This is a genomic window from Paenibacillus amylolyticus (genome assembly GCF_001570725.1).
Taxonomy (GTDB): domain Bacteria; phylum Bacillota; class Bacilli; order Paenibacillales; family Paenibacillaceae; genus Paenibacillus; species Paenibacillus amylolyticus_A.
The window spans coordinates 1,141,108-1,166,823 of record NZ_BCNV01000001.1 but is presented as its reverse complement, the minus strand read 5'-3'; the positions used below and the strand labels follow the sequence as shown (position 1 = coordinate 1,166,823).

At 44.9% G+C, this 25,716-nt stretch carries 25 protein-coding genes; 1 reads left to right on the top strand and 24 read right to left on the bottom strand.

The window, feature by feature from the left end; all coding sequences use genetic code 11:
- Positions 1 to 11 precede the first annotated feature (11 nt).
- From PAHA3_RS05385 to PAHA3_RS05290, 21 genes are all read right to left on the bottom strand, one after another.
- On the bottom strand, positions 12 to 341 hold the full coding sequence (locus tag PAHA3_RS05385; protein WP_371327926.1) for a TIGR02530 family flagellar biosynthesis protein: 330 nt from the start codon (positions 339 to 341) through the stop codon (positions 12 to 14).
- 50 nt (positions 342 to 391) lie between these two features.
- Positions 392 to 949, bottom strand: coding sequence for a flagellar hook capping FlgD N-terminal domain-containing protein (locus PAHA3_RS05380; protein ID WP_062833795.1), 558 nt, complete (start codon positions 947 to 949; stop codon positions 392 to 394).
- 19 nt (positions 950 to 968) lie between these two features.
- Positions 969 to 2,360, bottom strand: coding sequence for a flagellar hook-length control protein FliK (locus PAHA3_RS05375; protein WP_062833794.1), 1,392 nt, complete (start codon positions 2,358 to 2,360; stop codon positions 969 to 971).
- Positions 2,361 to 2,400: 40 nt separating this feature from the next.
- A complete protein-coding gene (locus tag PAHA3_RS05370) occupies positions 2,401 to 3,342 on the bottom strand; it encodes a MotE family protein (protein WP_062833793.1) in 942 nt (313 codons plus the stop codon).
- A 43-nt stretch (positions 3,343 to 3,385) separates the two neighbouring features.
- Positions 3,386 to 3,838 carry a flagellar export protein FliJ gene (gene fliJ, locus PAHA3_RS05365; protein ID WP_062833792.1) on the bottom strand — a complete coding sequence of 151 codons (453 nt, stop codon included), beginning with the start codon at positions 3,836 to 3,838 and terminating at the stop codon, positions 3,386 to 3,388.
- An 11-nt stretch (positions 3,839 to 3,849) separates the two neighbouring features.
- Positions 3,850 to 5,169: a flagellar protein export ATPase FliI gene (fliI, locus tag PAHA3_RS05360; protein WP_036609365.1), complete on the bottom strand. Its 1,320-nt coding sequence runs from the start codon at positions 5,167 to 5,169 to the stop codon at positions 3,850 to 3,852.
- Complete coding sequence (locus PAHA3_RS05355) at positions 5,156 to 6,019, bottom strand: FliH/SctL family protein (RefSeq protein ID WP_062833791.1); 864 nt, start codon at positions 6,017 to 6,019, stop codon at positions 5,156 to 5,158. Before PAHA3_RS05355 ends, fliI begins: the two co-directional genes overlap by 14 nt.
- A complete protein-coding gene (fliG, locus tag PAHA3_RS05350) occupies positions 6,012 to 7,028 on the bottom strand; it encodes a flagellar motor switch protein FliG (protein ID WP_047842476.1) in 1,017 nt (338 codons plus the stop codon). The genes PAHA3_RS05355 and fliG overlap by 8 nt, the downstream gene beginning before the upstream one ends.
- A gap of 11 nt (positions 7,029 to 7,039) precedes the next feature.
- Entirely contained in the window at positions 7,040 to 8,623 is a 1,584-nt protein-coding gene (fliF, locus tag PAHA3_RS05345; protein ID WP_062833790.1) for a flagellar basal-body MS-ring/collar protein FliF, read from the bottom strand.
- Between the two features lie 136 nt (positions 8,624 to 8,759).
- Positions 8,760 to 9,071 carry a flagellar hook-basal body complex protein FliE gene (gene fliE, locus PAHA3_RS05340; protein ID WP_062833789.1) on the bottom strand — a complete coding sequence of 104 codons (312 nt, stop codon included), beginning with the start codon at positions 9,069 to 9,071 and terminating at the stop codon, positions 8,760 to 8,762.
- A gap of 59 nt (positions 9,072 to 9,130) precedes the next feature.
- Positions 9,131 to 9,580 carry a flagellar basal body rod protein FlgC gene (gene flgC, locus PAHA3_RS05335; protein WP_062833788.1) on the bottom strand — a complete coding sequence of 150 codons (450 nt, stop codon included), beginning with the start codon at positions 9,578 to 9,580 and terminating at the stop codon, positions 9,131 to 9,133.
- A gap of 6 nt (positions 9,581 to 9,586) precedes the next feature.
- The gene (gene flgB, locus PAHA3_RS05330; protein WP_036670359.1) at positions 9,587 to 9,994 is read right to left on the bottom strand and encodes a flagellar basal body rod protein FlgB; all 408 of its coding nucleotides are present in this window, start codon (positions 9,992 to 9,994) and stop codon (positions 9,587 to 9,589) included.
- Positions 9,995 to 10,798: 804 nt separating this feature from the next.
- The gene (locus PAHA3_RS30350) at positions 10,799 to 10,945 is read right to left on the bottom strand and encodes a hypothetical protein (RefSeq protein WP_167350847.1); all 147 of its coding nucleotides are present in this window, start codon (positions 10,943 to 10,945) and stop codon (positions 10,799 to 10,801) included.
- Between the two features lie 27 nt (positions 10,946 to 10,972).
- Positions 10,973 to 12,373: an ATP-dependent protease ATPase subunit HslU gene (gene hslU / locus PAHA3_RS05325; RefSeq protein WP_062833787.1), complete on the bottom strand. Its 1,401-nt coding sequence runs from the start codon at positions 12,371 to 12,373 to the stop codon at positions 10,973 to 10,975.
- A gap of 116 nt (positions 12,374 to 12,489) precedes the next feature.
- A complete protein-coding gene (gene hslV / locus PAHA3_RS05320; protein WP_062833786.1) occupies positions 12,490 to 13,032 on the bottom strand; it encodes an ATP-dependent protease subunit HslV in 543 nt (180 codons plus the stop codon).
- A gap of 26 nt (positions 13,033 to 13,058) precedes the next feature.
- Positions 13,059 to 14,402 (bottom strand): FADH(2)-oxidizing methylenetetrahydrofolate--tRNA-(uracil(54)-C(5))-methyltransferase TrmFO, encoded by a 1,344-nt coding sequence (gene trmFO / locus PAHA3_RS05315; protein ID WP_062833785.1) that lies wholly within the window; start codon positions 14,400 to 14,402, stop codon positions 13,059 to 13,061.
- A gap of 15 nt (positions 14,403 to 14,417) precedes the next feature.
- Positions 14,418 to 16,517, bottom strand: a complete 2,100-nt coding sequence (topA, locus tag PAHA3_RS05310) for a type I DNA topoisomerase (RefSeq protein WP_062833784.1) — start codon at positions 16,515 to 16,517, stop codon at positions 14,418 to 14,420.
- A 117-nt stretch (positions 16,518 to 16,634) separates the two neighbouring features.
- Entirely contained in the window at positions 16,635 to 17,765 is a 1,131-nt protein-coding gene (gene dprA / locus PAHA3_RS05305) for a DNA-processing protein DprA (RefSeq protein WP_062833783.1), read from the bottom strand.
- Positions 17,766 to 18,009: 244 nt separating this feature from the next.
- Positions 18,010 to 18,939 carry a succinate--CoA ligase subunit alpha gene (gene sucD, locus PAHA3_RS05300; protein ID WP_036609382.1) on the bottom strand — a complete coding sequence of 310 codons (930 nt, stop codon included), beginning with the start codon at positions 18,937 to 18,939 and terminating at the stop codon, positions 18,010 to 18,012.
- 63 nt (positions 18,940 to 19,002) lie between these two features.
- Entirely contained in the window at positions 19,003 to 20,163 is a 1,161-nt protein-coding gene (sucC, locus tag PAHA3_RS05295) for an ADP-forming succinate--CoA ligase subunit beta (RefSeq protein ID WP_062833782.1), read from the bottom strand.
- Between the two features lie 243 nt (positions 20,164 to 20,406).
- Positions 20,407 to 20,862: a MarR family winged helix-turn-helix transcriptional regulator gene (locus tag PAHA3_RS05290; protein ID WP_062833781.1), complete on the bottom strand. Its 456-nt coding sequence runs from the start codon at positions 20,860 to 20,862 to the stop codon at positions 20,407 to 20,409.
- A 480-nt stretch (positions 20,863 to 21,342) separates the two neighbouring features.
- On the opposite strand from PAHA3_RS05290, the gene PAHA3_RS05285 reads away from it, so the two are divergent.
- Positions 21,343 to 22,953 carry a YifB family Mg chelatase-like AAA ATPase gene (locus tag PAHA3_RS05285; RefSeq protein WP_062833780.1) on the top strand — a complete coding sequence of 537 codons (1,611 nt, stop codon included), beginning with the start codon at positions 21,343 to 21,345 and terminating at the stop codon, positions 22,951 to 22,953.
- A 231-nt stretch (positions 22,954 to 23,184) separates the two neighbouring features.
- On the opposite strand, the gene PAHA3_RS05280 is transcribed toward PAHA3_RS05285, so the two are convergent.
- From PAHA3_RS05280 to PAHA3_RS30115, 3 genes are all read right to left on the bottom strand, one after another.
- On the bottom strand, positions 23,185 to 23,736 hold the full coding sequence (locus PAHA3_RS05280; RefSeq protein ID WP_062833779.1) for a nitroreductase family protein: 552 nt from the start codon (positions 23,734 to 23,736) through the stop codon (positions 23,185 to 23,187).
- Between the two features lie 283 nt (positions 23,737 to 24,019).
- Positions 24,020 to 25,156, bottom strand: coding sequence for a carboxypeptidase-like regulatory domain-containing protein (locus PAHA3_RS05275; RefSeq protein ID WP_167350846.1), 1,137 nt, complete (start codon positions 25,154 to 25,156; stop codon positions 24,020 to 24,022).
- Between the two features lie 118 nt (positions 25,157 to 25,274).
- Positions 25,275 to 25,436, bottom strand: a complete 162-nt coding sequence (locus tag PAHA3_RS30115; RefSeq protein WP_139331839.1) for a paeninodin family lasso peptide — start codon at positions 25,434 to 25,436, stop codon at positions 25,275 to 25,277.
- Positions 25,437 to 25,716: the final 280 nt, after the last annotated feature.

Genomic DNA, 25,716 nt, shown 5'->3' with positions numbered 1-25,716 from the left:
GGGCCAGCCGGTCAAGAAATGATTACGGCACTATCAATTTGAGTGAACACATTATCCTTCATACTTTCACTATCCATAGCGGTAACCACTGTACGATTTTTGACATTGACGATAAAAGCCATATCCTGCATCAAAATCAATGACTCTTTGGCTCCCTTGGCAGCAGCTTTGTCCAGCGCAGATCCAATCTGTTCCATTTGCTCCGTTTTGAGTTCAATACCACGCTGTTCCAATCGCTTGGCAGCATGATTGCTTAACTTTAGAAGATTATCTTCCAGAACCTTCGCAAAAGGCTTTTCGGGTACAGCCGAGGCTTCTCCCGTTTTGGGTCTTTGAAGCATATTCGGAGTAATCGGGCCTGCATATAATTGTCCAACCATTATCCGATCACTCATATCGTCTTACCGCTATCTTCTGTATCACCCGTTTCAGCAGCTGATTCAGCTTCCTGGCTCTCGTTCGATTCAGGAGTTACATTCTGAACGTTCTCTACCGGAGTTTGATTCTCTTCTGCCTGTTTTGGATAATTCACCTGAATAATCTCATCTAGCTTAATCTCGTCATTGCCCACTTTCGCGTATTGAACGCTATCTCTTACAATGATGGAATCCACAATACCCTGACGAAGAGTTCCGTTATCCGCTTTATTAGAAGAAAGCCAACTTACCTCCATACCAATCATGCCAGATACAGCACCGAGTGACTGATTCAACGTTTTAAGTTGAGTCGAGATATTGACCAATTGTTCCACTGAGCTGAACTGTGCCATTTGAGCGATAAATTCCTTATCCTCCATCGGCTGCATCGGGTCTTGGTTTTGCAGCTGGGTAATCAGGATTTTTAGAAACTGATCTTTGCCCAATTCTTTTGTTGCAGCGCTTGTGGTTGCTTTATTAGCTGCCGAATAGTTCGGCCAGGTATTATTGGTTGAAACAATTTCATTAGCCATTTGCTCACCTCATTTCTGTTTAAGCCTTTGCACTAAACGTATCTCTTTGTAATTCATTTCCTTCGACTTGCTCGCTACGCCAATTACGCAATTCTTCTTGAATACCTGCTGTAGCTATAGCATCATCCGATTGTTCCTCACGCTCACGTGAACGACGCTGTTGCTGAGAGTTACTTCCCGGCTGACGGCCTCCATCCTGATACATCTGTGATCCGATTGAGCTGTTCTGCGTAACCTCAAGTCGTTCTACTTGAATTCCCTGAGCTTGAAGTGAAGAACGGAGCTGCATCATTTGTTGTTCAAGCATGTCTTTGGCCATCGTATGTTCTGTCATAAACCGTGCAACCAATTGCCCGTTTTGCAAAGTAATCTGTACATCCAGCTTCCCTAGATGCTCAGGACGAAGTGAGATGGTCGCCTCAGAAAATCCCTTTTGCTGTACAATATCCAACTTGCTGACAACAAACTGTGTCATTTCTTTGGCAAACTGTGATGTTTGCATTACAGGTTCAGCCGGTTTTCCTGCTGTTGTACCTGATGTACGCAACGATAGCTCTCCTGCAGTAATGATGGTTGAGTGATCCACTTCTGCACCTGCATTTGAAGCAGATGTCGCCTCCGTGTCACCTTTCACCTGAATTCCAGCATTAGCCGCTGCCGCAACAAGAACTTGTGGTACGACTGAATTCTGTTTGGTCGCTTGAAGTGAAGTCGTTGGAGCGACTTGTACAGCCTGATCCTTAACTGCAGCCAATGTATCCAGTATGGATTTCAGTTCAGTCCATCCTTTGTTGCTAGTGGTATCCACTCCAGTCTCTTGAAGCTGACTCTGCAGAGATTGTAGCAGATGCTTGAATTCGGGAGCGTTCTTCGCAACAGTACTCTCTGGTTCATTCATCGCAGCTACTAATTGTGTAAGCATATCCTGCAAAACAAAACGTACTGCTGACGGATGCTGCGAGAGTTCAATTGCAGGTACTGTATTGGCACTGCCAGCTCCATCGGAAGACTCGTCAGAACCTTCTGCATTAGTACCAGAAGCATCATTTAGTTGTGTATACATCTGTTGAATTAGAGTCTGTAAGCCTGCAAGTAGCGTTGGATCATTTTCCAAAGCTTCGTCAAGAGATTCCAAATCCGCGAACAACGAATTCAGTATATCTGTGATTGAGGTCGCTTCCCCGTCTTCACTTGAGGCAAAGGAAAATACCAATGGATTAGCTGTTAAGCTTCCAGTAGCGCTTGAGCTATCACCTTCTGTAGATCCTCCGGATAATGACTGTGCAAGAGTTTGCAGAAATTCACCACTAACAGCACCTGCAGCTGAACCTTTTGATTGTGCTCCAGTCGTCTGACCAGTTCCTGCGGTTTTTGCAGATGCTGTGGATGTCATTTGATATACGATCGACATTTATTTTCACCTCCTCTCGGTTCCATCAGTTTAATCAGATCTACTTGTTGCCCATTAATCTGTTCAAAATCTTTGCAGTTTCTACCGAATCCTCAGAAGACATGTTTTCAAGCAATTGAGAACGTGTCGCATCGTCTACTGAATTCAGGATCGTCAATGTTTTATCAGGACTTAACTTGTATGTTTCCAATAGAAGCTTGGCACCACTTGAAGCAGACATGGAAGCAAATGTTTGACTCAGCTGGTTTTTATCCAGGTTTTTGCTCGTCGTTGTTGCTGCAGTTGATGTTGCTTCGGTTTCTTTCTTCAATCTGGATTGCAGTGCATCCAGTGCCAGATCTCCGGACGGTTTGGCATCCTTCATCATCATGGTGACATCGGCGGCTGTTTTCGGGTCCATCTTTTCAAGCACCTTGGTCCGAGCAGATGATTGCATGGCATTCAACAAAAGCACCATTTCCTCATTCGTCATATTTTGCAAGATCGGTGCGGCTTTGCTTGGGCTCATGTCAGCATACATTTTAGCCAAATCTTTGATTTGTTTCTGATAATCGGATTCCGTTTCCGGTGTTGCCGCCGTAGCGGTTTCAGCAGCTTTTTCTGCATCATCCAACTTCTTCTGAAGGTCCGTCGCTTTCTTCGCTTCAGTTGTTGTCGCTTCCTGTGCTGCTTTGAGCTCTGTTTCTTTGGCGGTTACTTGGGACTTCAGCTTTTCGATTGTCGCTTCAGCACTTTCAACTTGCTGCTCGCTCTTCTCCAGCTTCTCTTTCTCAGGGTCCAGCACAGGATCAGGTACCCATTCCTTAACTACCGGAATCTTGTTGGCAAATTCAAATAAATTGTTACGAATATCTACATTAAAAAGCGTAAGCAATACGCCTAGCAATACTACGGTGAATACAATCGGGATTGAAATCATGAGAAATTTTTCCCAACCGCCTCCCGACTCTTTTTCCATGTCGCTATCATCTTTAACAGCCATCGTTCATTCCTCCTTCGCGAGACAACTTCGCGTCCGGCTCACATCAATTCGCGCGTCCGGCTTTGGCAGCGAAGCGTACAGTAGCCATCTCGTCCAGATCGTTCTGTTCCCGGAGGAGCATCTCCTGCTGAAATTTGATTTTCGCCTTGTCTCTCGCTCCAAGCCATACTTTTTCGTCAATCATCTTACCGTTTAGAAAGGTCTGATTCCGTTGCACATTGACCTGAGCATGTTTAACATCACTGTTTTTGCGTGAAATGCACTCGTCAAGGTGATGTACATAACGCTGCATCTCCTGCAGACTGTTCACAGACGCTGTATTTTCCGTAGCAGATTGGATAATGCCGACCAGATTACTTCTATCATTAAGAAGTTGTATCAGATGTTCTTCCTCCGTCTGAAGTTTACCGATCGCTGTGGATAACATCCACTCTGCCTGTGTTTTCTCATTACTCTTCAGGTCAACAACTTTCTGGAAATGATATCGAAATTTCATCGTTTACCCATTCATCTCCTTGCAAATTCAAGAATCAAACGTTCCTGCACTTCACTTAAGGTGACTTTCTCGTCGACTTTCTGCTTTGTAAAGTTCCATATGCTATCAATCTGATCTATCGATTCATCTATCGCTGCATTTGATCCCCGCTGGTAAGCTCCAATATTGATCAAATCTTCTGACTCTTTGTAGACAGCCATCAAACGTTTCATATTATTGACGGCTTCCAACTGCTCTTCCGGGGCAATATCCTTCATGACACGACTTATGCTGGCCAACACATCGATCGCAGGAAAATGACCTTTATTCGCAATGGACCGGTTTAAGACAATGTGGCCATCCAAGATACCCCTCACCGCATCCGCGATCGGTTCGTTCATGTCATCCCCATCAACCAGAACAGTGTAAAAGGCTGTAATCGAGCCCGTAGGCCCTGTACCCGCCCGTTCAAGCAGTTTGGGCAAACTTGCAAATACCGATGGAGTATATCCTCTCATTGCCGGAGGTTCACCTACGGCCAAACCAACTTCCCTTTGAGCCATCGCATATCGGGTAACCGAGTCCATCATCAGCATCACGTTCATTCCACGGTCCCGGAAATACTCTGCAATGGTGGTTGCAATAACCGCTCCCTTGATCCGAATCAGGGCAGGTTGATCTGATGTTGCAACAATGACTACGGAGCGTTCCAGTCCTTCCGGACCCAGATCCCGTTCAATAAAGTCGCGAACCTCACGTCCACGCTCACCTACAAGCGCGATAACATTGACATCCGCCGCTGTATTACGGGCGATCATGCCCATTAATGTACTCTTACCAACACCTGAACCGGCAAAAATACCTACACGCTGTCCCTTACCTACGGTCAACAATCCATCGATAGCTCTTACACCAACACCCATCGTTTCAAGTACACGTGGACGATCCATTGGATTGACAGGTGTATTGGATGTAGAGTACATCGGCATTCTGGATGGCAGAAGGGAACCGTCTAGCGGTTGTCCTAGTCCGTCCAGGACTTTACCGAGCAATTCAGAGCCTACCTGAACACCGAGTGGTTTACCCGTACCCACTACATCGCAACCAGGACCTATGGATTGCAGTTCACCCAGTGGCATAAGCAGCACTTTGTTATCTCGAAACCCAACGACTTCAGCCTGGAGAGGCTTGGCCGACTTACCAGGGTAGATATAACATACATCACCGATACTTGCATCCGGCCCTTCGGACTCAACCATAAGACCAATGACCTGAGTAACCTTACCGTTAATGCGCACGGGATCAAATTGCCGCAAATGTTCCATATATCGCTGTGAACTAAGAACCTTCATGTTGATTTTTTCGCTCCTCATCCTCAAGTGCTATGCGGACCAGTTCTTTTTTTATCTCAGCAAGCTGTGTGTCAATTCTCGCATCTACACTTCCGAACGAAGAACGGATGACACATCCCTTATCTTTGACCGTCGAATCAGGCAAAATCTGCAATTCTGCCTGAGAGTCAATGGACAGAGACAATTCTTCGCGAGCTGCCTGTACAAATGTAAATTGATCAGGAGCCACACACAGTGTGATCAAACCCTGTTCCCGTTTACGTGACAAACTCTGACGAATCAGTTCCAAGGTGTGATCGGGTTCAATGGTAAGTTGTTTATCAATGACTTTCTCAGCAATCCCGCAAGCGAGATCAACAAGAAATGGTTCGGCTTCCTGAATAATCTGATCTTTTGCTACATAAGCCTCCTGAAGCACTTCCTGAGCTTCCTTCATCATCTTTTCGATCTGCACCTGGAGATCCAGTTCAGCCTGTACTTTGCCTTCTTCAAAACCCTGTTGGAAACCTTGTGAACGAAGTGCTTCGGTCAGATGTTCATCCTGTTGTCTTTGTTCCTGCCACCAGGTATCGATCTGTTCACGGGCTTCTTGAAGCATGCGCTCTGCCTCTTCTGAAGCTTCACGTACTTGCTTTTCTGCAAACTCCTTGGCATCTTCCAGCATCTCTGCGGTAAGACGTTGTGTTTCTTCGTCCACGCGTGCTTGAAGCGTTTCTGCTTCAGAACCTTCAGCACTTTCACCATTTAACTCCGTTTCAGACTCCTCAGTACCAACATAATGATGATGATTTTCAAGTCTTTTGCGGTCATCAACAGGTACATACTGGAAAGATTTAATCAAATTAGACAATGATATCATCTCCTCCACCGCGTGCGATAATGATCTCACCGGCTTCTTCCAATCTGCGTATCGTTCCTACAATGCGTGTTTGAGCTTCCTCAACATCACGCAACCGCACAGGTCCCATGAACTCCATCTCTTCTTTGAATGTCTCGGACATCCGTTTCGACATATTCCGGAACACGGCATCCCGAACTTCTTCGCTTGCCACTTTGAGTGCGAGTTGTAGATCTGCGTTGTCGATATCCCGAATAATACGCTGAATCGAACGATCATCCACATTGACGATATCTTCGAATACAAACATGCGTTTTTTGATCTCCTCAGCAAGCTCTGGATCCTGAATTTCGAGTGAATCCAAAATGGTACGCTCTGTACCACGATCCACTCCGTTCAAAATCTGAACGATCGATTCGATACCACCCGCATTCGTGTAATCCTGCGTTACGGTAGAAGATAGCTTTTGTTCCAGAACCCGCTCCACTTGAGAGATAACTTCTGGCGAAGTACTATCCATAACTGCAACGCGGCGAGCGACATCTGCCTGCTTCTCTTGAGGCAAAGATGACAGAATCGCTGCAGCCTGTTCGAACTGGAGATAAGACAGAACCAGCGCGATTGTTTGCGGACTTTCATTCTGAATAAAGTTCAAAATCTGATTGGGATCCGCTTTGCGTGCAAAATCAAACGGTCTGACCTGCAATGTAGCTGTTAAACGATTAATAACTTCAAGTGCTTTGGAAGAACCCAAAGCTTTCTCCAGGATTTCTCTCGCATAATTGATACCGCCCTGAGAGATATATTCCTGCGCCAGACAGATCTGGTGAAACTCGGCCATGATCATGTCCTTTTCGGAAGAATCAACTTTGCGAACGTTGGCAATCTCCAACGTGAGTTGCTCGATTTCCTCATCCCGCAGATGTTTGAATATCTGTGCCGAAACTTCCGGACCTAATGTAATCAACAATATTGCTGCTTTTTGTCTGCCAGTCAGCCCTTGACTGCTTGCCTTTGCCACTGCGTTCACCTCTATTCGTCAGCCAGCCATGTACGCAGCAGATTGACGAATTCGTCTGGCTTTTTCTTGGCCAAACTCTCCAATTGTTTGCGCACCTGACTTTCGTTCGTTACACTGTCCAGCGTAATGGACGGGAACTCTGTTGCTATTGGAAGAGGAATCTCTTCTTCTTCTTCTTCGTTTTGTTTGCGGCGACGGCGTACTAACAAAATAACAACCGCTGCGATCAATGCTGCTATGAGTGCGCCTCCGCCCCACATCATCGTTGAGGATAGCTGGAAGCCCGTATTGTCTGCGGAGGCAGTCTGGAACCCTTGTGACATGACTGAAACTTTCTTTGTCAGATCGGCGTCACTTATTACGGTACCTGAGTCTGCCAATGAAGCGCGAACAATGTTAACCAAAATGTTCTCAATTGCGTCCTGAACTGGCCCCTGTAATTCTGTTTCTCCATTTGGTGGTTCAACTGCAACGTTAATGGTTAAATCTTTTACAGTGTAAGGACTGGAAATAATATCCTTGGCAATGCGATTAACATCGTAGTTTATAGTGCTTGATGATTCTTCCGAGGTGGAATTCCCTGCTCCATCAGCTGATGGATAACCCGGAACTTCCTCTTGCCCTGTACCAGCAACACCACCTGTTGGGTTGCTTGCACCAGTGTAGCTCTTCTGAATCTCCTGCACACTGATCTCGATGCCTTTCATGTTCTCTACGTCAACGGGTGTGACCAGATTTTCTTTACGTGTTTCTTTGTCAAAATTAAGCTTGGAGGCTACCAAAACATTGACCTTGTCTTCGCCTACAATTTGAGAAAGAAATTGCTTCACGTTATTACGAACATCGTTTTCAAACTTTTTCTGTAATGCCATGTTTTCTTGAACTTCAGAAGACAACCCGCCACTACCACCTCGGGCAGTTGGAATCAATTCTGCTTCATCCGTATTGGTAATCGTAATGTTCTCAATAGGCAGATTAGGAATTGCGGTTTTAACCAAGTTAAAGTATCCATCTACCGCTGCCTGATTTGGGTGATAACCCGGTTTAAATTGGAGAGCTACCGACGCTGATGCTTTATCCTGTTCTTCTAAACCAGCAAAGATATTATCTTTCGGCATATTGACCAGCACTTTGGCATCCTGTATCCCTTGCATCCGCTGAAGCAACTGTTCAACTTCTCCGTTTAAAGCATTGTTGTACTTTACATCAAACTCTTTATCCGTCATCCCGATCGGGGATGATGATTCCTCGAATGACTTATATCCCAATGAACCATTCTGAATAATCCCTTGAGATCCGACATTCACTTTTGCAATCGCAACACTCGTGCTTGGCACGGATATCGTCTTGCCATCCGAACTTAGTTTGTATGGAATACTAGATGAATCTAAATAACTGATAACGCCTGCTGAATCACTTGCATTCAAGTCTGTGAACGCAACTTCATATTCGGTCTTGGACAATTGCATCGTGAGTACAACTGCAGCCAAAATCAGAAACAGGAAGGTGGATATAAATAATACTTTTTGCTTTTTGCTAAAACTATTCCAATACTGGGATGCCTTATCCCTGTACTGGGCGATTCTCTCATTCACTCTGTCACCCCATCCGAAACTTTGCTTAGTCTGTCCTTACGCAGCCCTAGCCGTTCCATAGGTCTACGATCAGGAGCAGCATCGCAGCTGCTTGTTGTAATGATCAGCGCTATTGCCTGAGCGCAAGTAGATTATTTTATAATTGCGTTCGCATAATTTCCTGGTATGCTTCGACCACTTTGTTTCGGACTTGAGTGGTGAGTTGTAGGCTTAACAGGGCCTGTTCTGAAGCGATCATCACTTGATCCACATTCGCATTCCCTACTAAAAATTGATTCGACATTTCATGCGATTGAGTCTCCCGTGCAGCGACAGAGCCTAATGCGTTCTGTAAGTATGTACCGAAGCTCTGAATGGTTTCGGCTGGTGTAGAAGGCTTGCTTTCGGTTGCGCTCTTCATCTGTAGCGGCTGTATCCCCTGTGTGCTAAACATGTTGTTCTGAATCATTAATGGTCCCTCCCCTTCATGACTGGTTTATATATTTCTTGTTTTCAGTTCAAAGCAGATTATCTTCCAATCTCCAAAGCTTTAGTAATCATCGCTTTAGTTGAATTCAATGCTGTTACGTTTGCCTCATAGGAACGCGAAGCTGAGATCATGTCGACCATTTCTTTCGCAATATCCACGTTAGGCATAAATACATATCCTTCTGCGTTGGCATCTGGATGAGAAGGATCGTAGACCGGCTTGAGTGGTGACTGATCTTCGCGAATCTCAGTGACTCTGACGCCATCTCCCGAACCGTTGCCTCGCATCTGATTTTGTAACATGGTACCAAAAGACGTTTTATTTGGTTCAAGCACCACCATTTTTCGTTTGTAAGGAACCGCCTCACCATTGGATACGCTCGCGCGCGTCGTCTCTGCGTTCGCAATGTTGGAAGATATAACGTCCATCCGCAAGCGTTGAGCCGTCAGCGCTGATGCACTGATACTAAAACTATTACTAATGTTCAATTTAGGTTATCTCCCTTCCACGCCAACGCGCATGATTTTAATTTGTTCATTCACTTGCTGGATATAAGCGTTGTAACGCAACTGATTCTCCGCCAGAAGACTCATTTCTCTGTCTATATCGACATTATTTTCGTTGTTATTCATGGACGTTGACTGGTCCATATTAACTACTGGCGTTGGAACGGAAGAGGAAGGACCTATGACAAAATGCCTTGCATCAGTTACTTTACCTTTAAGAACAGGCATATCTCCATTCATTTGCCCCTGCAACATCTCTTCAAAAGAAACGTCTGAGCGCTTGAAATACGGGGTATCGGCATTCGCGATGTTGTCAGCAATCGTTCGTTGTCTGATGTTGGACGCATCGAGTGCACCTTGCAATCTTTTAAAGCTAATATCGTTTAAAAGATTCACAATCTCCCTCCTCTCTTTAGAAGTTATGGAAAAAGATTGAATCTTTTTCCTTGAAAATTCTTATGTTTTTTCGACAAAAACATTCGCTTTTACACGGTTTTCTAGGACTTAAGTAGAATTAACTCTGATGTTGTCGTATAACATAAGTTTCTTCGAGTTTGGGATATATTACAATAAGAAAAAAGCCCTATCTTTTCTGAAAGACGGGCCTTTTTGTGTATTTTCTGCAAATTATGAATTTTTTCGTAAATGTTCAGGCCCAAATCAAAAGTATGTTAATACTCTCCCTGATTGTTCTTAAACATTCTTAAAATAAAAAAAACCTTTAGCGTCTCGACATGACTGTATAACGCCCGTAATTATGTAGATTTCCGAATATTTCATACTCGATAATGTTAGAATTTTTTACCGTTACACTAAGGGTTTAGAGACTATATGGTAGGTATACATACTAAGCTGTATATTAATCAATTGACAAGTTATCTTTCACGAATTAAGATTTCACGTCTTTTCATCCCAACACTTTCTTAACAATTAAGCAGGGTCTTTATATTTTAATGTCTAGAAAACAATTGCTTGCTTCAACCTTTTCTACAATTTCTATTTTTGCGCATTTACGCAAAATTTACCACTCTTGCAACTAAACCGATAACCAGACTTGGAATAAGGAAACTTCTTGTAATGGGAATCACTGGATATAAAAACAGGCAATAACCACCACTCCGATAGGGTTTAACATGGTATACATGCGGCACAAGTCCTAGGTTTTGTCGATCCTTATAACAACCCCACATCTTTTATCGGTTATAGCATCGTAATATTGTAGATATAAACAAAAATAAACGACATGCCTCCGGTAAGAAGATCTTGCGATTCGATAAAGGAATGATAACCTTCGCCGATCTCGTAAGTGATCTCTCTCCAGTGCATGCCGTTCATTGATACAATCATTTTAACAACTACATTGCTAAACCTGTGTTACAGGATATACTGACTTAAGTCACGATCAAGTGCAATATCATTCAATTTCTCACGTACATACTCTGGAGTAATCACCATACGTTCCAGGGTAAGCTCCGGTGCCTCAAAGGATAAATCCTCCAAAAGCTTTTCCAAGATCGTGTGCAAGCGGCGGGCACCTATATTCTCTGTATTTTGATTGACGGATTCGGCCAATTTGGCAATTTCACGAATGGCATCATCCGAGAACTCAATCTCAATATTTTCGGTGCGCAGCAAATCAACATACTGCTTGGTCAATGCATTTTGCGGCTCAGTCAGAATGGATACAAACTCCTCCAGTGTAAGACTGCTCAGTTCCACACGAATCGGGAAGCGTCCCTGAAGCTCGGGAATCAGATCAGAGGGTTTAGCGACGTGGAATGCGCCAGCTGCCATAAACAGAATATAATCCGTTTTGACAGGGCCATACTTCGTCATTACCGTTGAACCTTCGACGATAGGCAGAATGTCCCGTTGAACACCCTCACGAGATACATCTGGACCGCTACCGCGTCCTTGACTGGCAACCTTGTCGATTTCATCAATGAAAATGATACCTGTCTGTTCTGCCCGGCGAATGGACTCCTGAGTAACATCATCCATATCAATCAATTTGCCTGCTTCTTCCTGGATCAACACTTTGCGCGCTTCTTTAATGGCGAGCTTACGTTTTTTCGTACGACGAGGCAACAGGCTGCCAAACATCTCCTGCATGTTCATGCCCATCTGATCATTACCCTGACCAGCAAACATGTCCATCATGTTAGGAGCAGTGTCCTCTACATCAATTTCAATGATGTCATCCTCCAACTTGCCGGACAACAGATCAAACTTGATCTTGCGTCGACGCTCCGCAACTCCCGTATCCGGTTCTGGCTCATCCTGCTCCTGAACGTTGTTACCATTATTGCCAAAGATCATCTCAAAGGGATTACGCTGATTCTTGGACTTGGACTGTGAGGGAGCCAAAATATGTACAATTCGTTCATTGGCAGCTTCCTCAGCCTTGTCCTTCACTTTTTCAGTCCGCTCCAGCTTCACCATCCGCAGTGATGTTTCAATCAGATCACGCACCATTGATTCAACGTCACGTCCAACGTAACCCACTTCGGTGAACTTGGTAGCTTCCACTTTTACAAATGGCGCACCTACCAGTTTAGCAAGGCGACGGGCGATTTCCGTTTTACCCACACCGGTAGGTCCAATCATCAGGATATTTTTAGGTACAATGTCGTCCTGAGTGTGCTCAGGCAAAAGGCTACGCCGATAACGATTACGAAGCGCTACCGCTACCGATTTTTTGGCTTTCTTTTGACCTACAATATACTTGTCAAGCTCTGCAACAATCTGTCTCGGTGTTAGCGCTTGAGTATTCATATTGCTTCCCTCCTACCAGTATGCTGAATTTATTTTACCTCACAAGGACAAAGAATCCCCTAGACGTCCTGGAGCAGATTACAGAATCATGCTCCACTACGGGAGATTTCTTTGGCTTATAACTCTTCTACAATAATATTACTGTTCGTGTACACACAAAGCTCAGAGGCAATCTGAAGCGATTCGCGCGCAATGTCCTTCGCTTCCAGGTTCACAGCATGACGTTTCAACGCACGCGCAGCAGATAAGGCAAAGTTCCCGCCTGATCCGATAGCAATAACGTCATCATCGGGCTCAATAATTTCGCCGCCGCCTGAGATGAGCAGCATGCCTGTTTTGTCCATTACAATCAACAATGCCTCAAGCTTACGCAAAATTCGATCCTGACGCCAATCCTTGGCAAGCTCTACGGCAGCACGCTGCAGGTTACCATGGTGCTCCTCCAGCTTGCCTTCGAACTTCTCAAACAGGGTGATGGCATCCGCCACAGAACCGGCAAACCCGGCAACAACCTGTCCGCGGTACAATCGTCTTACCTTCTTGGCTGTGTTCTTCATCACAACGCTTTGGCCCATGGTCACCTGACCATCACCAGCGATTGCTGCTTTACCATTATGACGAACAGCACAGATCGTTGTAGCATGAAATGACATATCCATGATATCAGCCTCCTCCCACGAATAATTTATACGCGTTCCGGAACGGTTAGACCTTCTGCCGCAGCAAAACTGATGATACCATCCAGGGCACGCTGTGCAAGAGCTTCATTTTTTTCCTTTTTGTTACGGATTTTCGTTTCCAGCTTCGGCAACAAACCAAAGTTTGCATTCATTGGCTGGAAGTGCTTGAAGTCAGCTGTTGTAATATACTGAGCCATACTGCCAAGTGTTGTTTCTACCGGTAATACTACGAGTTCCTGTCCAAGAGCTGCTTTGGCTGCGTTCATGCCGGCAATAAGCCCTGATGCAGCAGATTCCACATATCCTTCTACACCTGTCATCTGACCTGCAAAGAACAGGTTTGGACGCTCTTTAAACTGATACGTCGGAAGAAGCAGTTTAGGAGAATTAATAAATGTATTACGGTGCATTACACCATAACGGACAAACTCTGCATTTTCAAGCCCAGGTATGAGAGAGAAGACACGTTTTTGTTCTCCCCATTTCAAATGTGTCTGGAAGCCCACCAGGTTATACAACGTTCCCGCTGCATTATCCTGTCTAAGCTGTACAACCGCATGTGGTAGTTCTCCCGTGTGCGGGTTAACCAGACCTACTGGTTTCATAGGACCAAACAGAGCCGTCTGTTTTCCGCGTTTCATCATCACTTCGATTGGCATGCAGCCTTCAAAGTAGATTTCTTTCTCAAACTCTTTCAATTGAGCGACCTCAGCAGTAATGAGAGCTTCATAGAAGACATCAAACTCTTCTTCTGTCATCGGACAGTTCAGATATGCCGCTTCACCCTTATCATAACGGGAGGCCAGGTACACCTTGTTCATATCAATTGAATCTTTTTCAATGATCGGTGCTGCTGCATCATAGAAGTAGAAATATTCCTCACCCATAAGTGCCTTGATTTGCTCAGACAGTGCCGGTGAAGTCAGGGGACCCGTTGCAACAACAACGATGCCATCTTCCGGCAGGGAAGTTAATTCTTCATTCACCACTTCGATGAGTGGATGCTGATGCAATGTAGACGTAATCTCACCTGAGAAGCCATCCCGGTCCACAGCAAGTGCTCCACCTGCTGGAACGGCATGCTTGTCTGCCGCAGACAATACGAGAGAGTTAAGCATTCTCATTTCTTCTTTCAACACGCCAACTGCATTCGTCAATCCATTCGCACGCAGCGAGTTACTGCACACCAGTTCTGCAAATTTATCTGTATGATGAGCTGGCGTTTTCACCACAGGTCTCATCTCGTATAATTTCACGCGCACGCCGCGACTTGCGATCTGCCAGGCAGCTTCTGTTCCTGCCAGCCCGGCACCAATTACGGTTACTTGTTGTTCATTCTTCAAAATCATTTACCCCCATATATACTAATCCGCTGATTCGTCATCCGGTTCATCCACCGGCTCCTGATGATCACATGATGTACACTGCAATCGGGCTCCCTTTTTGTTTCGCTTTTCAATCATTAGCGATCCACAACTTGGACACGGTTTGGCTGAAGGTCTGTCCCATGAGACAAAATCACATTCAGGATACTTGTCACAACCGTAGAAAATACGTCCCTTTTTACTGCGACGCTCAACAACATGGCCTTCCTTACACTTCGGACAAGTTACGCCAATGTCTTTGATAATCGGTTTGGTATTCCGGCAATCAGGGAAGCCAGAGCAAGCAAGAAACTTGCCAAAACGTCCGAGTTTATAAACAAGTGGTTTGCCGCACTTCTCACAGATCTCATCCGATACTTCGTCTTCGATCTCGATTTCTTTCATTTCTTCTTCCGCAAACTCAAGCCGTTTCTCGAAAGATTCGTAGAATTCTGCGAGTACTTTGACCCAATCCTCGGAACCTTCCTCCACATGGTCAAGATCACCTTCCATGTTCGCGGTAAACTCTACATTCAGGATTTCCGGGAAAAACTCTTCCATCTGTTCGATGACCAGTTCGCCAAGCTCCGTTGGCATGAATTTCTTTTCTTCTATTGCAACATATCCGCGCTTCTGAATGGTCTCCAGTGTTGGCGCATATGTACTCGGACGCCCTATTCCCAATTCCTCAAGCGTCTTAACCAACCTGGCCTCCGTATATCGTGGTGGTGGTTGTGTAAAATGCTGTTTTGGCTCAATCTCCTGCTTCTCAAGCACATCTCCACTTTTCAACGGAGGCAGCAGACGATCCTCTTCGGTTGTACCATCGTCATTTCCTTCAACATACACCTTCATGAAACCTTGGAATCGCACCTTCGAACCTGCTGCACGGAAAATCGTATCCCCCGCAGCAATATCTACAGAGAGTGTATCCAGGATAGCCGAAGACATCTGGCTCGCTACAAAACGTTCCCAAACCAGTTTATACAACCGGAACTGATCACGACTCATAAATGACTTGATTGAATCGGGATCACGCAGAATGGAAGTTGGACGAATCGCTTCATGCGCATCCTGAGCATTAGCTGCTTTTTTGGAATAATTTCGTGGTGTTTCTGGTGCAAATGGCTCCCCATACTTACCAACGATATATTCTTTGGCTTCTTCTTGTGCAGATGCCGCAATCCGTGTGGAGTCCGTACGCATATACGTGATGAGACCTACTGTGCCTTCTTTTCCAAGGTCTACACCTTCATATAGTTGTTGGGCGACCGACATCGTCTTGGAAGCTCTGAAATTCAATTTACGCGCCGCTTCCTGTTGCAAAGAACTCGTGGTAAACGGGGCGGAAGGGTTCCGACTCCGTTCCTTCTCTTTGACTTCCTTGATCGTAAAGTCTGCACCTTCGATCTGTTTCAGGATGGCTTGCACTTCCGCTTCACTGCCCAGCTCTGTTTTGGCCCCGTTCAGTTTATGAAACTTGGCTTCAAACGGATTGCCGTCTGCTGTCAGTTTGGCGGTAATGCTCCAATATTCTTCCGGCTCAAAATCATCAATTTCATTTTCACGATCTAAAATGATTTTAACAGCCACGGACTGAACCCGGCCTGCGGACAAACCTTTTTTAACTTTTTTCCATAATAATGGACTAATTTTATATCCAACGAGCCGGTCCAGAATACGTCTTGCCTGCTGCGCGTTAACCAAATCCATATTGATTTTACGTGGCGTTTTGAACGCATCTTTGACCGCCTGTTTTGTAATTTCATTAAATACAACCCGGCAATCTGCCGTATCGTCCAGTTCAAGGGCATGGGCCAAATGCCATGCAATAGCCTCGCCTTCGCGATCCGGGTCAGCTGCGAGATACACTTTTTTCACTTTCTTTCGTGCATCCTTCAGTTCTTTCAAAATTGAACCTTTGCCGCGGATCGTAATATATTTCGGATTAAAATCATTCTCCACCTCAACGCCGATCTGACTCTTTGGCAAATCGCGAACATGTCCCATCGAAGCTTTCACGATGAACTTGCTGCCTAAATATTTGCCTATCGTCTTCGCCTTTGAGGGCGACTCCACGATTACGAGTGCATCCGCCATAGGTTCATCCTCCTCTCAGTCATGAAACTGTCATGTAACTGTTTCTGTAAGCTTATGCATAGGTTAATAACTTCAGCTAATTATATATTTCCACACGCTACATAGGTTGTAGCATCGTCATACCCTCGCATATTTGGTGCCTGGTAATTGGCTAATCTGCTTTTTTATGATTAAAGATAACAGAACTGAATGCAAATGTCCAAAATCCCAACCTAGCTGTTCAACCAGTTGATCCAACGATTGCTCCTCCTGTTCTAACAGATAAATCACACGTTGTTCATCTGGAGAGAGCTTAACCTCAGCGAATATTCCTTGCCCGGAAGGCTCAGGTGTTTCTGCCGAACGTCCTCTATTGTAAGGAAGTTGTTCTGCATTTGGCAAGTCCAAACGATACTCTTCCAAAACATCTGCTGCACATGTGACCAATTTGGCCCCTTGACGAATAAGATTGTGAGCGCCCCGACTCTTTGGCGATGTGATGGGTCCAGGAACTGCAAATACATCCCTACCTGCTTCAAGAGCAGCATCTGCTGTGATGAGTGAACCACTGCGAATGTCAGCCTCAACGACCAATGTCCCCAGCGTCAGACCGGCAATGATTCGATTCCGTTCCGGAAATAATCCTTGACGCGCTCTCGTACCTGGTGGATATTCCGACAAAAGCAGCCCCGTCTCCGCGATTCGCTCGGCAAGACTTGTATTTTCGGGTGGATATATATTATCAATTCCGGTTCCGAATACGGCAATCGTTTTTCCTTTAGCACGTAATACGGCCTCATGACATACGCTATCAATACCGCGGGCAAGCCCGCTTACGATCGTTAGTCCTGCATTGCATAATTGTTCTGCCAGCTTCTCACCAACTTTGCGGCCATACACGGTTGGCATACGAGTTCCGACCATCGCAATGGATGGGTTGTGTAGCAAACTTATATCCCCTCGACCATACATTACCCAGGGAGGCTGAACGGTTTCCTTCATTAATATAGGATAATTCTGATCCAGATAAGTAATAACCTCTATCCCTTTATTGTAAACGCGTTCTCTTTTACGCTCAATCCAGTCGATATTCAATTGACTAGCCAAACGGGCAGCCTGATCTTTGCGCAAGCCTGCACTAGTCCAGTCACCTTCCTCATAATCCAAAAGATCGGACCATTGATGTTGTCCCAGCATCAGTTTTGAGATTGTTTTCTTGCCAATACCCTCCATCTCATGCAACCCAAACAAGATCCATCGTTCTTCCATACCACAAACCTCCCGAAGCGGGAAGAGAATCTTCCCTCATATTGTGTGTTATGTGATCACGGAATGCAAGCGTTTACGCAGATGAGGAGTAACTTCTCTCCCTTTTCCCGTAAAAAAACGCAAAAAAGCAACCCTTCGCCCTGTTTAAGGACAAAAGGTTGCTTACCTTTTCCGTATCCATAATAGTCGGTCTAGCAGAAATAAATCATTTCCGAGCCGTTTCTTCTATTATAACGAAAAAGAATTAATGTGTCGTGCACAAATTCAAAATACCGCGTTCCTCAAGTACACTCACCAAAGTTGAGCCCATCTCAGCAGGCGTTGGTGCTACTTTGATACCGCAAGATTCCAGCTTCGCAATCTTCTCTTTGGCTGTACCTTTACCACCAGAGATAATAGCGCCAGCATGACCCATCCGTTTGCCTGGAGGCGCTGTTACGCCACCGATAAAGCCAACAACCGGTTTGGTCATGTTTTCACGTACCCAATCTGCCGCATCCTCTTCAGCTGTACCACCAATCTCACCAATCATGATGACCGCATGAGTCTGTGGATCTTCATTGAACCGTTTCAGGATATCAATGAACTCAGAGCCTTTTACAGGGTCTCCCCCGATTCCTACAGCAGAAGATTGTCCGATGCCACGCGTCGTCAGTTGATGAACGGCTTCATACGTGAGTGTTCCGCTACGGGAAACAACGCCAACGTGGCCTGCCATGTGGATATAACCAGGCATGATACCGATTTTACATTCGCCCGGTGTAATAACACCTGGACAGTTCGGTCCGATCAGGACGGTATTTTTACCTTCCATGAAGCGGTCAACTTTGATCATGTCAAGAACCGGAATACCTTCTGTAATACAGATCACAAGGTCCAGCTCTGCGTCAACAGCTTCCATAATGGAATCTGCCGCAAATGCCGGAGGAACGTAAATGACGCTCGCTGTTGCGCCTGTAGCTTCCTTCGCTTCCTGCACAGTGTTGAACACCGGCAGACTGGCTACTGTACCGTCTTCCAGCGTGATATCCACATTCGTTCCGCCTTTACCCGGTGTAACTCCGCCTACCATCTGGGTTCCGTAGTCCAATGCGCCCTTCGTGTGGAACATTCCCGTTGAACCCGTAATGCCTTGCGTAATGACTTTTGTATTTTTATCGATCAAAATACTCACGTTGCTTCACATCCTTACGGTTATTTTTCAATTCCCGGACAGCTCCGGTACTAAGGAATGAACTTATTTTACGAGGGCAACAATTTTCTGTGCACCATCGGCCATGGAATCGGCAGGAACAATATTCAGGCCAGATTCGCCCAGAATACGTTTGCCAAGCTCCACGTTAGTTCCTTCAAGACGAACAACCAGCGGTTTGGTCAGGCCAAGTTGCTTCGCCGCTTCAACAACACCATTGGCGATAACATCACAGCGCATGATGCCACCGAAGATGTTAACAAAGATTCCAGCTACTTTGGCATCGGACAAAATGATCTTAAATGCTTCAGTCACCTTCTCCGTTGTTGCACCGCCCCCAACGTCAAGGAAGTTGGCGGGGTCTCCACCGTAGTATTTAATAATGTCCATCGTCGCCATCGCAAGTCCCGCACCATTGACCATACAGCCGATGTTGCCATCAAGTGCTATGTAGCTGAGGTCGTATTTGGAAGCTTCGATTTCTTTTTCATCCTCTTCATCCAGGTCACGCAGTTCCAAAATATCTTTGTGACGGAACAGGGCGTTGGAGTCAAAGTTTAATTTCGCATCCAGCGCGATAACGTTTCCATCTCCGGTAACAACGAGAGGATTGATCTCGGCAATAGAGCAATCTTTTTCGACAAAAGCTGTGTACAACGCGAGCATGAACTTAACGGCTTTGTTCACCAGTTCATTCGGAATCTGGATGCTGTAAGCCAGTTTACGCGCCTGGAACACTTGCAATCCAATAGCTGGATCAATGATTTCTTTGAAAATTTTCTCAGGTGTAGCTTCAGCTACTTCTTCAATCTCAGTACCGCCTTCTTCGGAAGCCATCATAACTACACGGCCTGTGGCACGGTCCACAACAACACCCACATAATACTCTTTGCGGATATCGCATCCTTCTTCAATCAAAAGACGTTTTACTTCTTTACCTTCTGGTCCAGTCTGGTGTGTCACCAATACTTTACCCAGAATTTCGGAAGCATAGGCACGAACTTCATCCGTGCTCTTCGCCACTTTTACACCGCCGGCTTTACCCCGGCCACCTGCGTGAATTTGCGCTTTAACAACAGTCACCGGACTGCCCAATGCCTCTGCGGCCGCAACCGCTTCATCGACTGTATAAGCAACCTTTCCGTTTGGAACGGTGACTCCATACTGTTTCAGTACTTCTTTTCCTTGATATTCATGGATATTCATTCTCGAATCCTCCTATCAACGTGACTGCAACAAGGCGGGTTGGTAGACTAACAAAAGACAAATGTTGACTATTTTCACTTAAACCCAATTCATTGTAACACGTTTTTAAAACGCTTTCCTTAAAAAAGTAATGCTTAATAGACAGTATTTTGATATGAGTATGATCCCATATTGTGAATGTTTGGGTATATATGGAAAAAACCCCGGCTAAAAGCCAAGGTTTCCTCGATACAAAGTTACATTTTATTTTTTGGTTGCGTTCATGTTGGTTTCGTGGACTTTTTCCAGTAATCCTTTGAACTGACCCAGCAAAGCTTCAAACTCCGTGCTGTTCAAACACGCGTCTCCCTGAATGGATGCAGGTATGGACAATGCCTTATTTCGAAGCTCACGGCCGGAGCCGGTTAGTGTAATTAATACTTTTCGTTCATCCTGAGCCGAGCGTTCGCGATTAATAAGTCCTGCCGACTGCAAACGTTTGAGAAGTGGTGTCAACGTTCCCGAGTCGAGATATAGCGCCTCCCCGATCTCCTTAACCGTACATTCCTCACGTTCCCACAATACCATCAACACCAAGTACTGGGAATACGTTACGCCGAGCACCTCCAGATAAGGCTGGTACATCTTCGTAATCTCACGTGAACAAGCATATATGGCAAAGCATAATTGGTTATCCAGCTTCAAACTGTCCGTCTGCATATGTCTTTCTCACCTGCCTATTGTGCATTCTATTCCTTATTACAAAGGAACTATAAATCTATCTTATCACAAATTAGAAAAAAAACAGAATAATTGAGCACAAATGATTTTACCTTTCAATTTAATTATGTTAAATTAGATTGTGTAAAATATAAATATGGATAGATGACCCACAGTCCATACTCATGATTTAACAACAATGATAGAAGAGCCCCTCGAACAGATTCACCCTTTCTAGAGCCGAATTTGATAACTATAATGCACGTTCATACTTAAAGCATTTTCACCAATGCTATCTAAAAATTTCTATCCAGAAACAAAATCCAGGGATCAGGAATGATGACTACAGCGATGATAATGACAGGTTGACTCCATGATTCCTTTTATATAAAATGCTTAGTAGAAGCTGAGGAAGCACCTTAATTCGTAGACTGGCCCGTGTTATGCGGAGTCAAGAATCGAGTGAGGTGTTTCTTTGTTATGTACGGAAAATTGCACAGTGCGTGTTTGTACGGAATTGATGGCGTTCTGATCGAGGTGGAAACCGATTTATCCAATGGTCTGCCACAGACGTCCATCATCGGGTTACCAGATTCAGCCATTCGTGAGGCCGTTGAACGTGTTCGTGCAGCAATTAAAAACTGTGGATATCAGTATCCGTTACAGCGGATTACAATCAATCTGGCCCCCGCTGATCTGCGCAAGGAAGGATCTTCCTTTGATCTTGCCATTGCTATTGGTTTACTTATGACAAGCGGTCAGCTAGTACTCCCTCCACAGGAACGGACATTAGTGGTTGGCGAACTGGCATTGGACGGTTCGATCAGGTCCGTGCCCGGCATTTTATCCATGGTGGATCTGGCCAAACGACAGGGCTTTACGTCCGTGCTCCTCCCTTTGGATAACGTGGAGGAAGCGTCGTTGATTCGAGGTATTCAAGTGTTTGGCATTCGCCATTTGCAAGATATCACCCCGGAAAACTTAGATCAATCTGCGAGTTCGGTTGGAGTGCCAATTAAAGCCAATGCTGGACCGGTCGTGTTAAAAAATTATTCTCACCTCGCTACTCCTATAACAGATAAGACTCAAAGGGTGGCCGACAGAAGGCCTAGACAAACGTCATTATACGCAGATGACTATAGCGATGTTCTGGGGCAGCATCATGTAAAACGCGCGCTTATGATTGCTGCAGCAGGCATGCATAACATATTGCTCGTTGGACCGCCAGGCACGGGCAAAACGATGTTAATCAAACGTCTGCCTTCCATCCTTCCTCCGTTGTCAGAAGATGAAGCATTGGAAGTCACCAAAGTATTAAGTGCCGCAGGCAAGTTGAAAGAAACGCCTCAAGGCCTGATTGCAGACAGACCTTTTCGCTCCCCACATCACACGATATCCACCTCCGGCCTGATTGGAGGCGGTGGTATCCCGAAACCGGGTGAAGTGAGCCTAGCCCACCGGGGTATATTGTTTCTGGATGAATTACCTGAATTCCAGCGCCAAGTGCTGGAGGTACTAAGGCAGCCGTTAGAGGATCGCACAGTAACGATTAGCCGGGCGCGTGCAGCATTCACATTTCCCGCCCAGTTTATGCTCGCATGTTCCATGAACCCCTGTCCCTGCGGATATTTGTCCGCTCATTCGGAGGAGCAGCGCTGTATATGCAGTCCGGCTCGTGTCGCCGCGTACCGAGCCAAAATTTCAGGACCATTGCTGGATCGTATCGATCTTCAGGTCGAGGTTCCTCCACCAGGCGAGTGGCGTAAATCAGCTGCTTCCCCTTCCTCTGAAGAAATGCAGGCAAAAGTGATCCACGCTCATCAAATTCAGGCTACACGTTATGCACAAAGTTCGGTTCGTTGGAATAGTCAGCTTTCGGGTACGCTTTTGCGACGAACGATCCATCTCCCCCAAGAAGCAGAGCAACTGTTAGAGCAAACGCTGCAAACGTTGAACTTGAGCATGCGTGCACATGATCGCATTATCAAGATGGCACAGACGATTGCCGATCTGGACCATGATGGTGAAATTATGACGGCTCATGTGGCTGAAGCCATACAGTATCGTCAACTCGATCTTAATTTATTTTGAGAAGCGTATGGAGGAAAGAACAGAACGTTTTACCCAAAAACAGTGAAATGGGCATGAACCTGTAGACAACGGAGGAAGATCGAGAAGGATTTCTTATGCAGGGCTACAATGCGGATATACCAACATGACAAAAAACGTACAAGCCCTATTTTTTCATGAAGAAAGGGACTTGTACGTTAATTTTCTAGAACTGATAGGGACTTGGCTGTAGCTACGTATTACAATAGTTCATTATTCAAAAAGAGTCAGTTTGTCCTTGGCTGGTGTACGTTCTTTGGCAGAAGGAATAACATCAGGATATCCCATATAGATCATACCTATAATCTTCTCACCCGCCTCTATGCCAAGAGGTTTGCGGAATTTGGGAGCGTACAGGAATGGCTTGGTCACCCAGAACGTACCAATGTCTTCACTCCAGGCTGCAAGCATAAAGTTCTGAACTAACGCACTGACCGCAGCGAAGTCTTCATCCCAAATATTCTGTCTTGGATCTTCCTCCAGTACAACAAGCATAACGGCTGGGACTTGCGTAATATTGGCTGAGAATTTGTTGTCTTCTCCCATTTCTGCATCGATGGCCTCAGCCAGCTTTTTGCGCCCATTTCCGGTAAACAACAAAAATCTCCAAGGTTCACGCAATTTATGATTAGGAGCCCAAACTGCCGTATCCAGCAACTCTATGATTTGCTGTGTAGGGACAGCTTCTTTCTTAAACTTTTTCACCGTGCGACGGTTTTGAATCGCATTTCTGACTTCATTTGTTGTTTTGGTAGCTTTACTCATCGGCCGTACCTCCCTGTTTATAATTATGATCTGTAACCGTAACGATGGTTTACGGTCTGGTACAATTCGTTTATGACAAATCAAAAGATTAAAACGCCAGATTACATTCTTGATTATACACCCTTCTGTTCATGAGATTCAAAGGGATGGCAGAGGTCATTACCGTAAGGTCATTAGGAACAGAAAAGACGACTGTTGAATCTTGATTCACCACGAGGGATCATCAAGTCAGAGCCGTCTTTTATTCTCATGTTATACATTCACATATCATATCAACGAGTAATCAATCGTAACTCTCCCCTTCAAACGTGCCATTCCCTTCAAATGTGCCATTAACAAAATCCATTTTGTTGTACTTCTCCTGGTTACCTGCAACATCTGTACTATAGTACTCTACCACCTTGACATCAGGGGCATAAAACTTGACGGGTCCTTCATAGTTCTTCCATTCTCCCCCATTGATTCGATATTGCGTTGTTTTTACGCCCGAACCTTTGACTTCGTCTGTTGCCTGTAGTCTGAATGTAAATCCTTTGATGTATAGCTTCCCATTAACTGTATCTGTTATAGGAACTAATCTGTATTTGGTTACAGGCGGCGTAATGTCTGCATCTTTCTTAAGTACGATATTAAACGTATTATGATCTCCTTGTACGAGGGTAACACTTTGGCTCGATTTTAAGTATCCGGTTGCCTCTCCCGTTATTGTTCTGATTCCTGTTGGCACGCGCTTAATAAAATAATTGCCTTTAGTATCTGTTGTTGCCGAACCTCCGGCATTAACTTTAGCCCCACTTATCGGATTACCCGCTTCATCAACAACCTTTCCTCGTACGTGTGCTGCTTCAGTCAAAACAACATCCAATCTTAAGGTTCCCCCCTCACGTACACCCAAGCGATCCTGTTCATATAACATATAATCATCGGCATCTACCCATATTGCAGTGTTCGGATTATAGGCGTAATCAATTCCTGTAACCGCATATCGACCTTGCTGATCAGTTTTCACTATACGATCCAAGACACTTGTTACTTTTATGCGCGCATCTGGAACAGGTCTGCCTGCCTGATCTTTGACTGTTCCCACAATCGTGGAAGGTTCATAAATACGAAAATCTAACTGTATTTGTTCTCCACCGGACAATCCGTAGGAGCCATAGTGTCTGTACGTCACATAACCCTCTGCTTCAACTACAAAAGTAATGTCCGTATTGTCTTCAACGGACTCTATAATACGATACCGTCCATTCCCATCCGTCTTCACGCTTTTCTCTGACGTATCCCCACGATAATTAAGCCAATACTTGACAGTAGCGTCCTTGACAGGTAATCCCTGACGATCAATCACTTTTCCTGATACACTTGCCTGGCTAGACGGATCGGCTGCATAAGAAACTCCGGAATACATGATTCCAAACAAAATGAAACATAAAGATAGTGTACTTAGTCGAATTATCCGTTTGATACTTTTATGCATTATCTCACTACACCTCACTATTTATTTTTATGGATCAAACATTCCTCTTTAGCCTCTTTAATTAACTGACCATAAGTTCAAGCTTCCAGAATTCTCCGTCCCAAACATATTGCCAAATCCCCTGTCCACCGTTCATGGTCTCACTGATATCCAGCACTTCCATCCGAGGGCACTCCCATACTTGTTTTACTGTGTTGTTCGAAGTATTCTGAAGCTCTTTCATACATCCCACCAACCTCTCTTTAAATTTCAACTTTCTTATTTTATTACAAATGATACATTTTGTATCTATAAATTTCTGAAATACAATGTTTTTATCATCCTGCTCTATCCTCTGTTTTGTGATTTCATAGTTAAATCAAAAAAAGCCGCAGCTCCTGTATGAAGAGGAACTACGGCTTTAGCATAATAACTAATTTCAAAACTAAAACAAATGCAATTATAACACATAATTAAACTTGTACTTTGAAATAACCTATGGATCCACATTAAAATGATACATT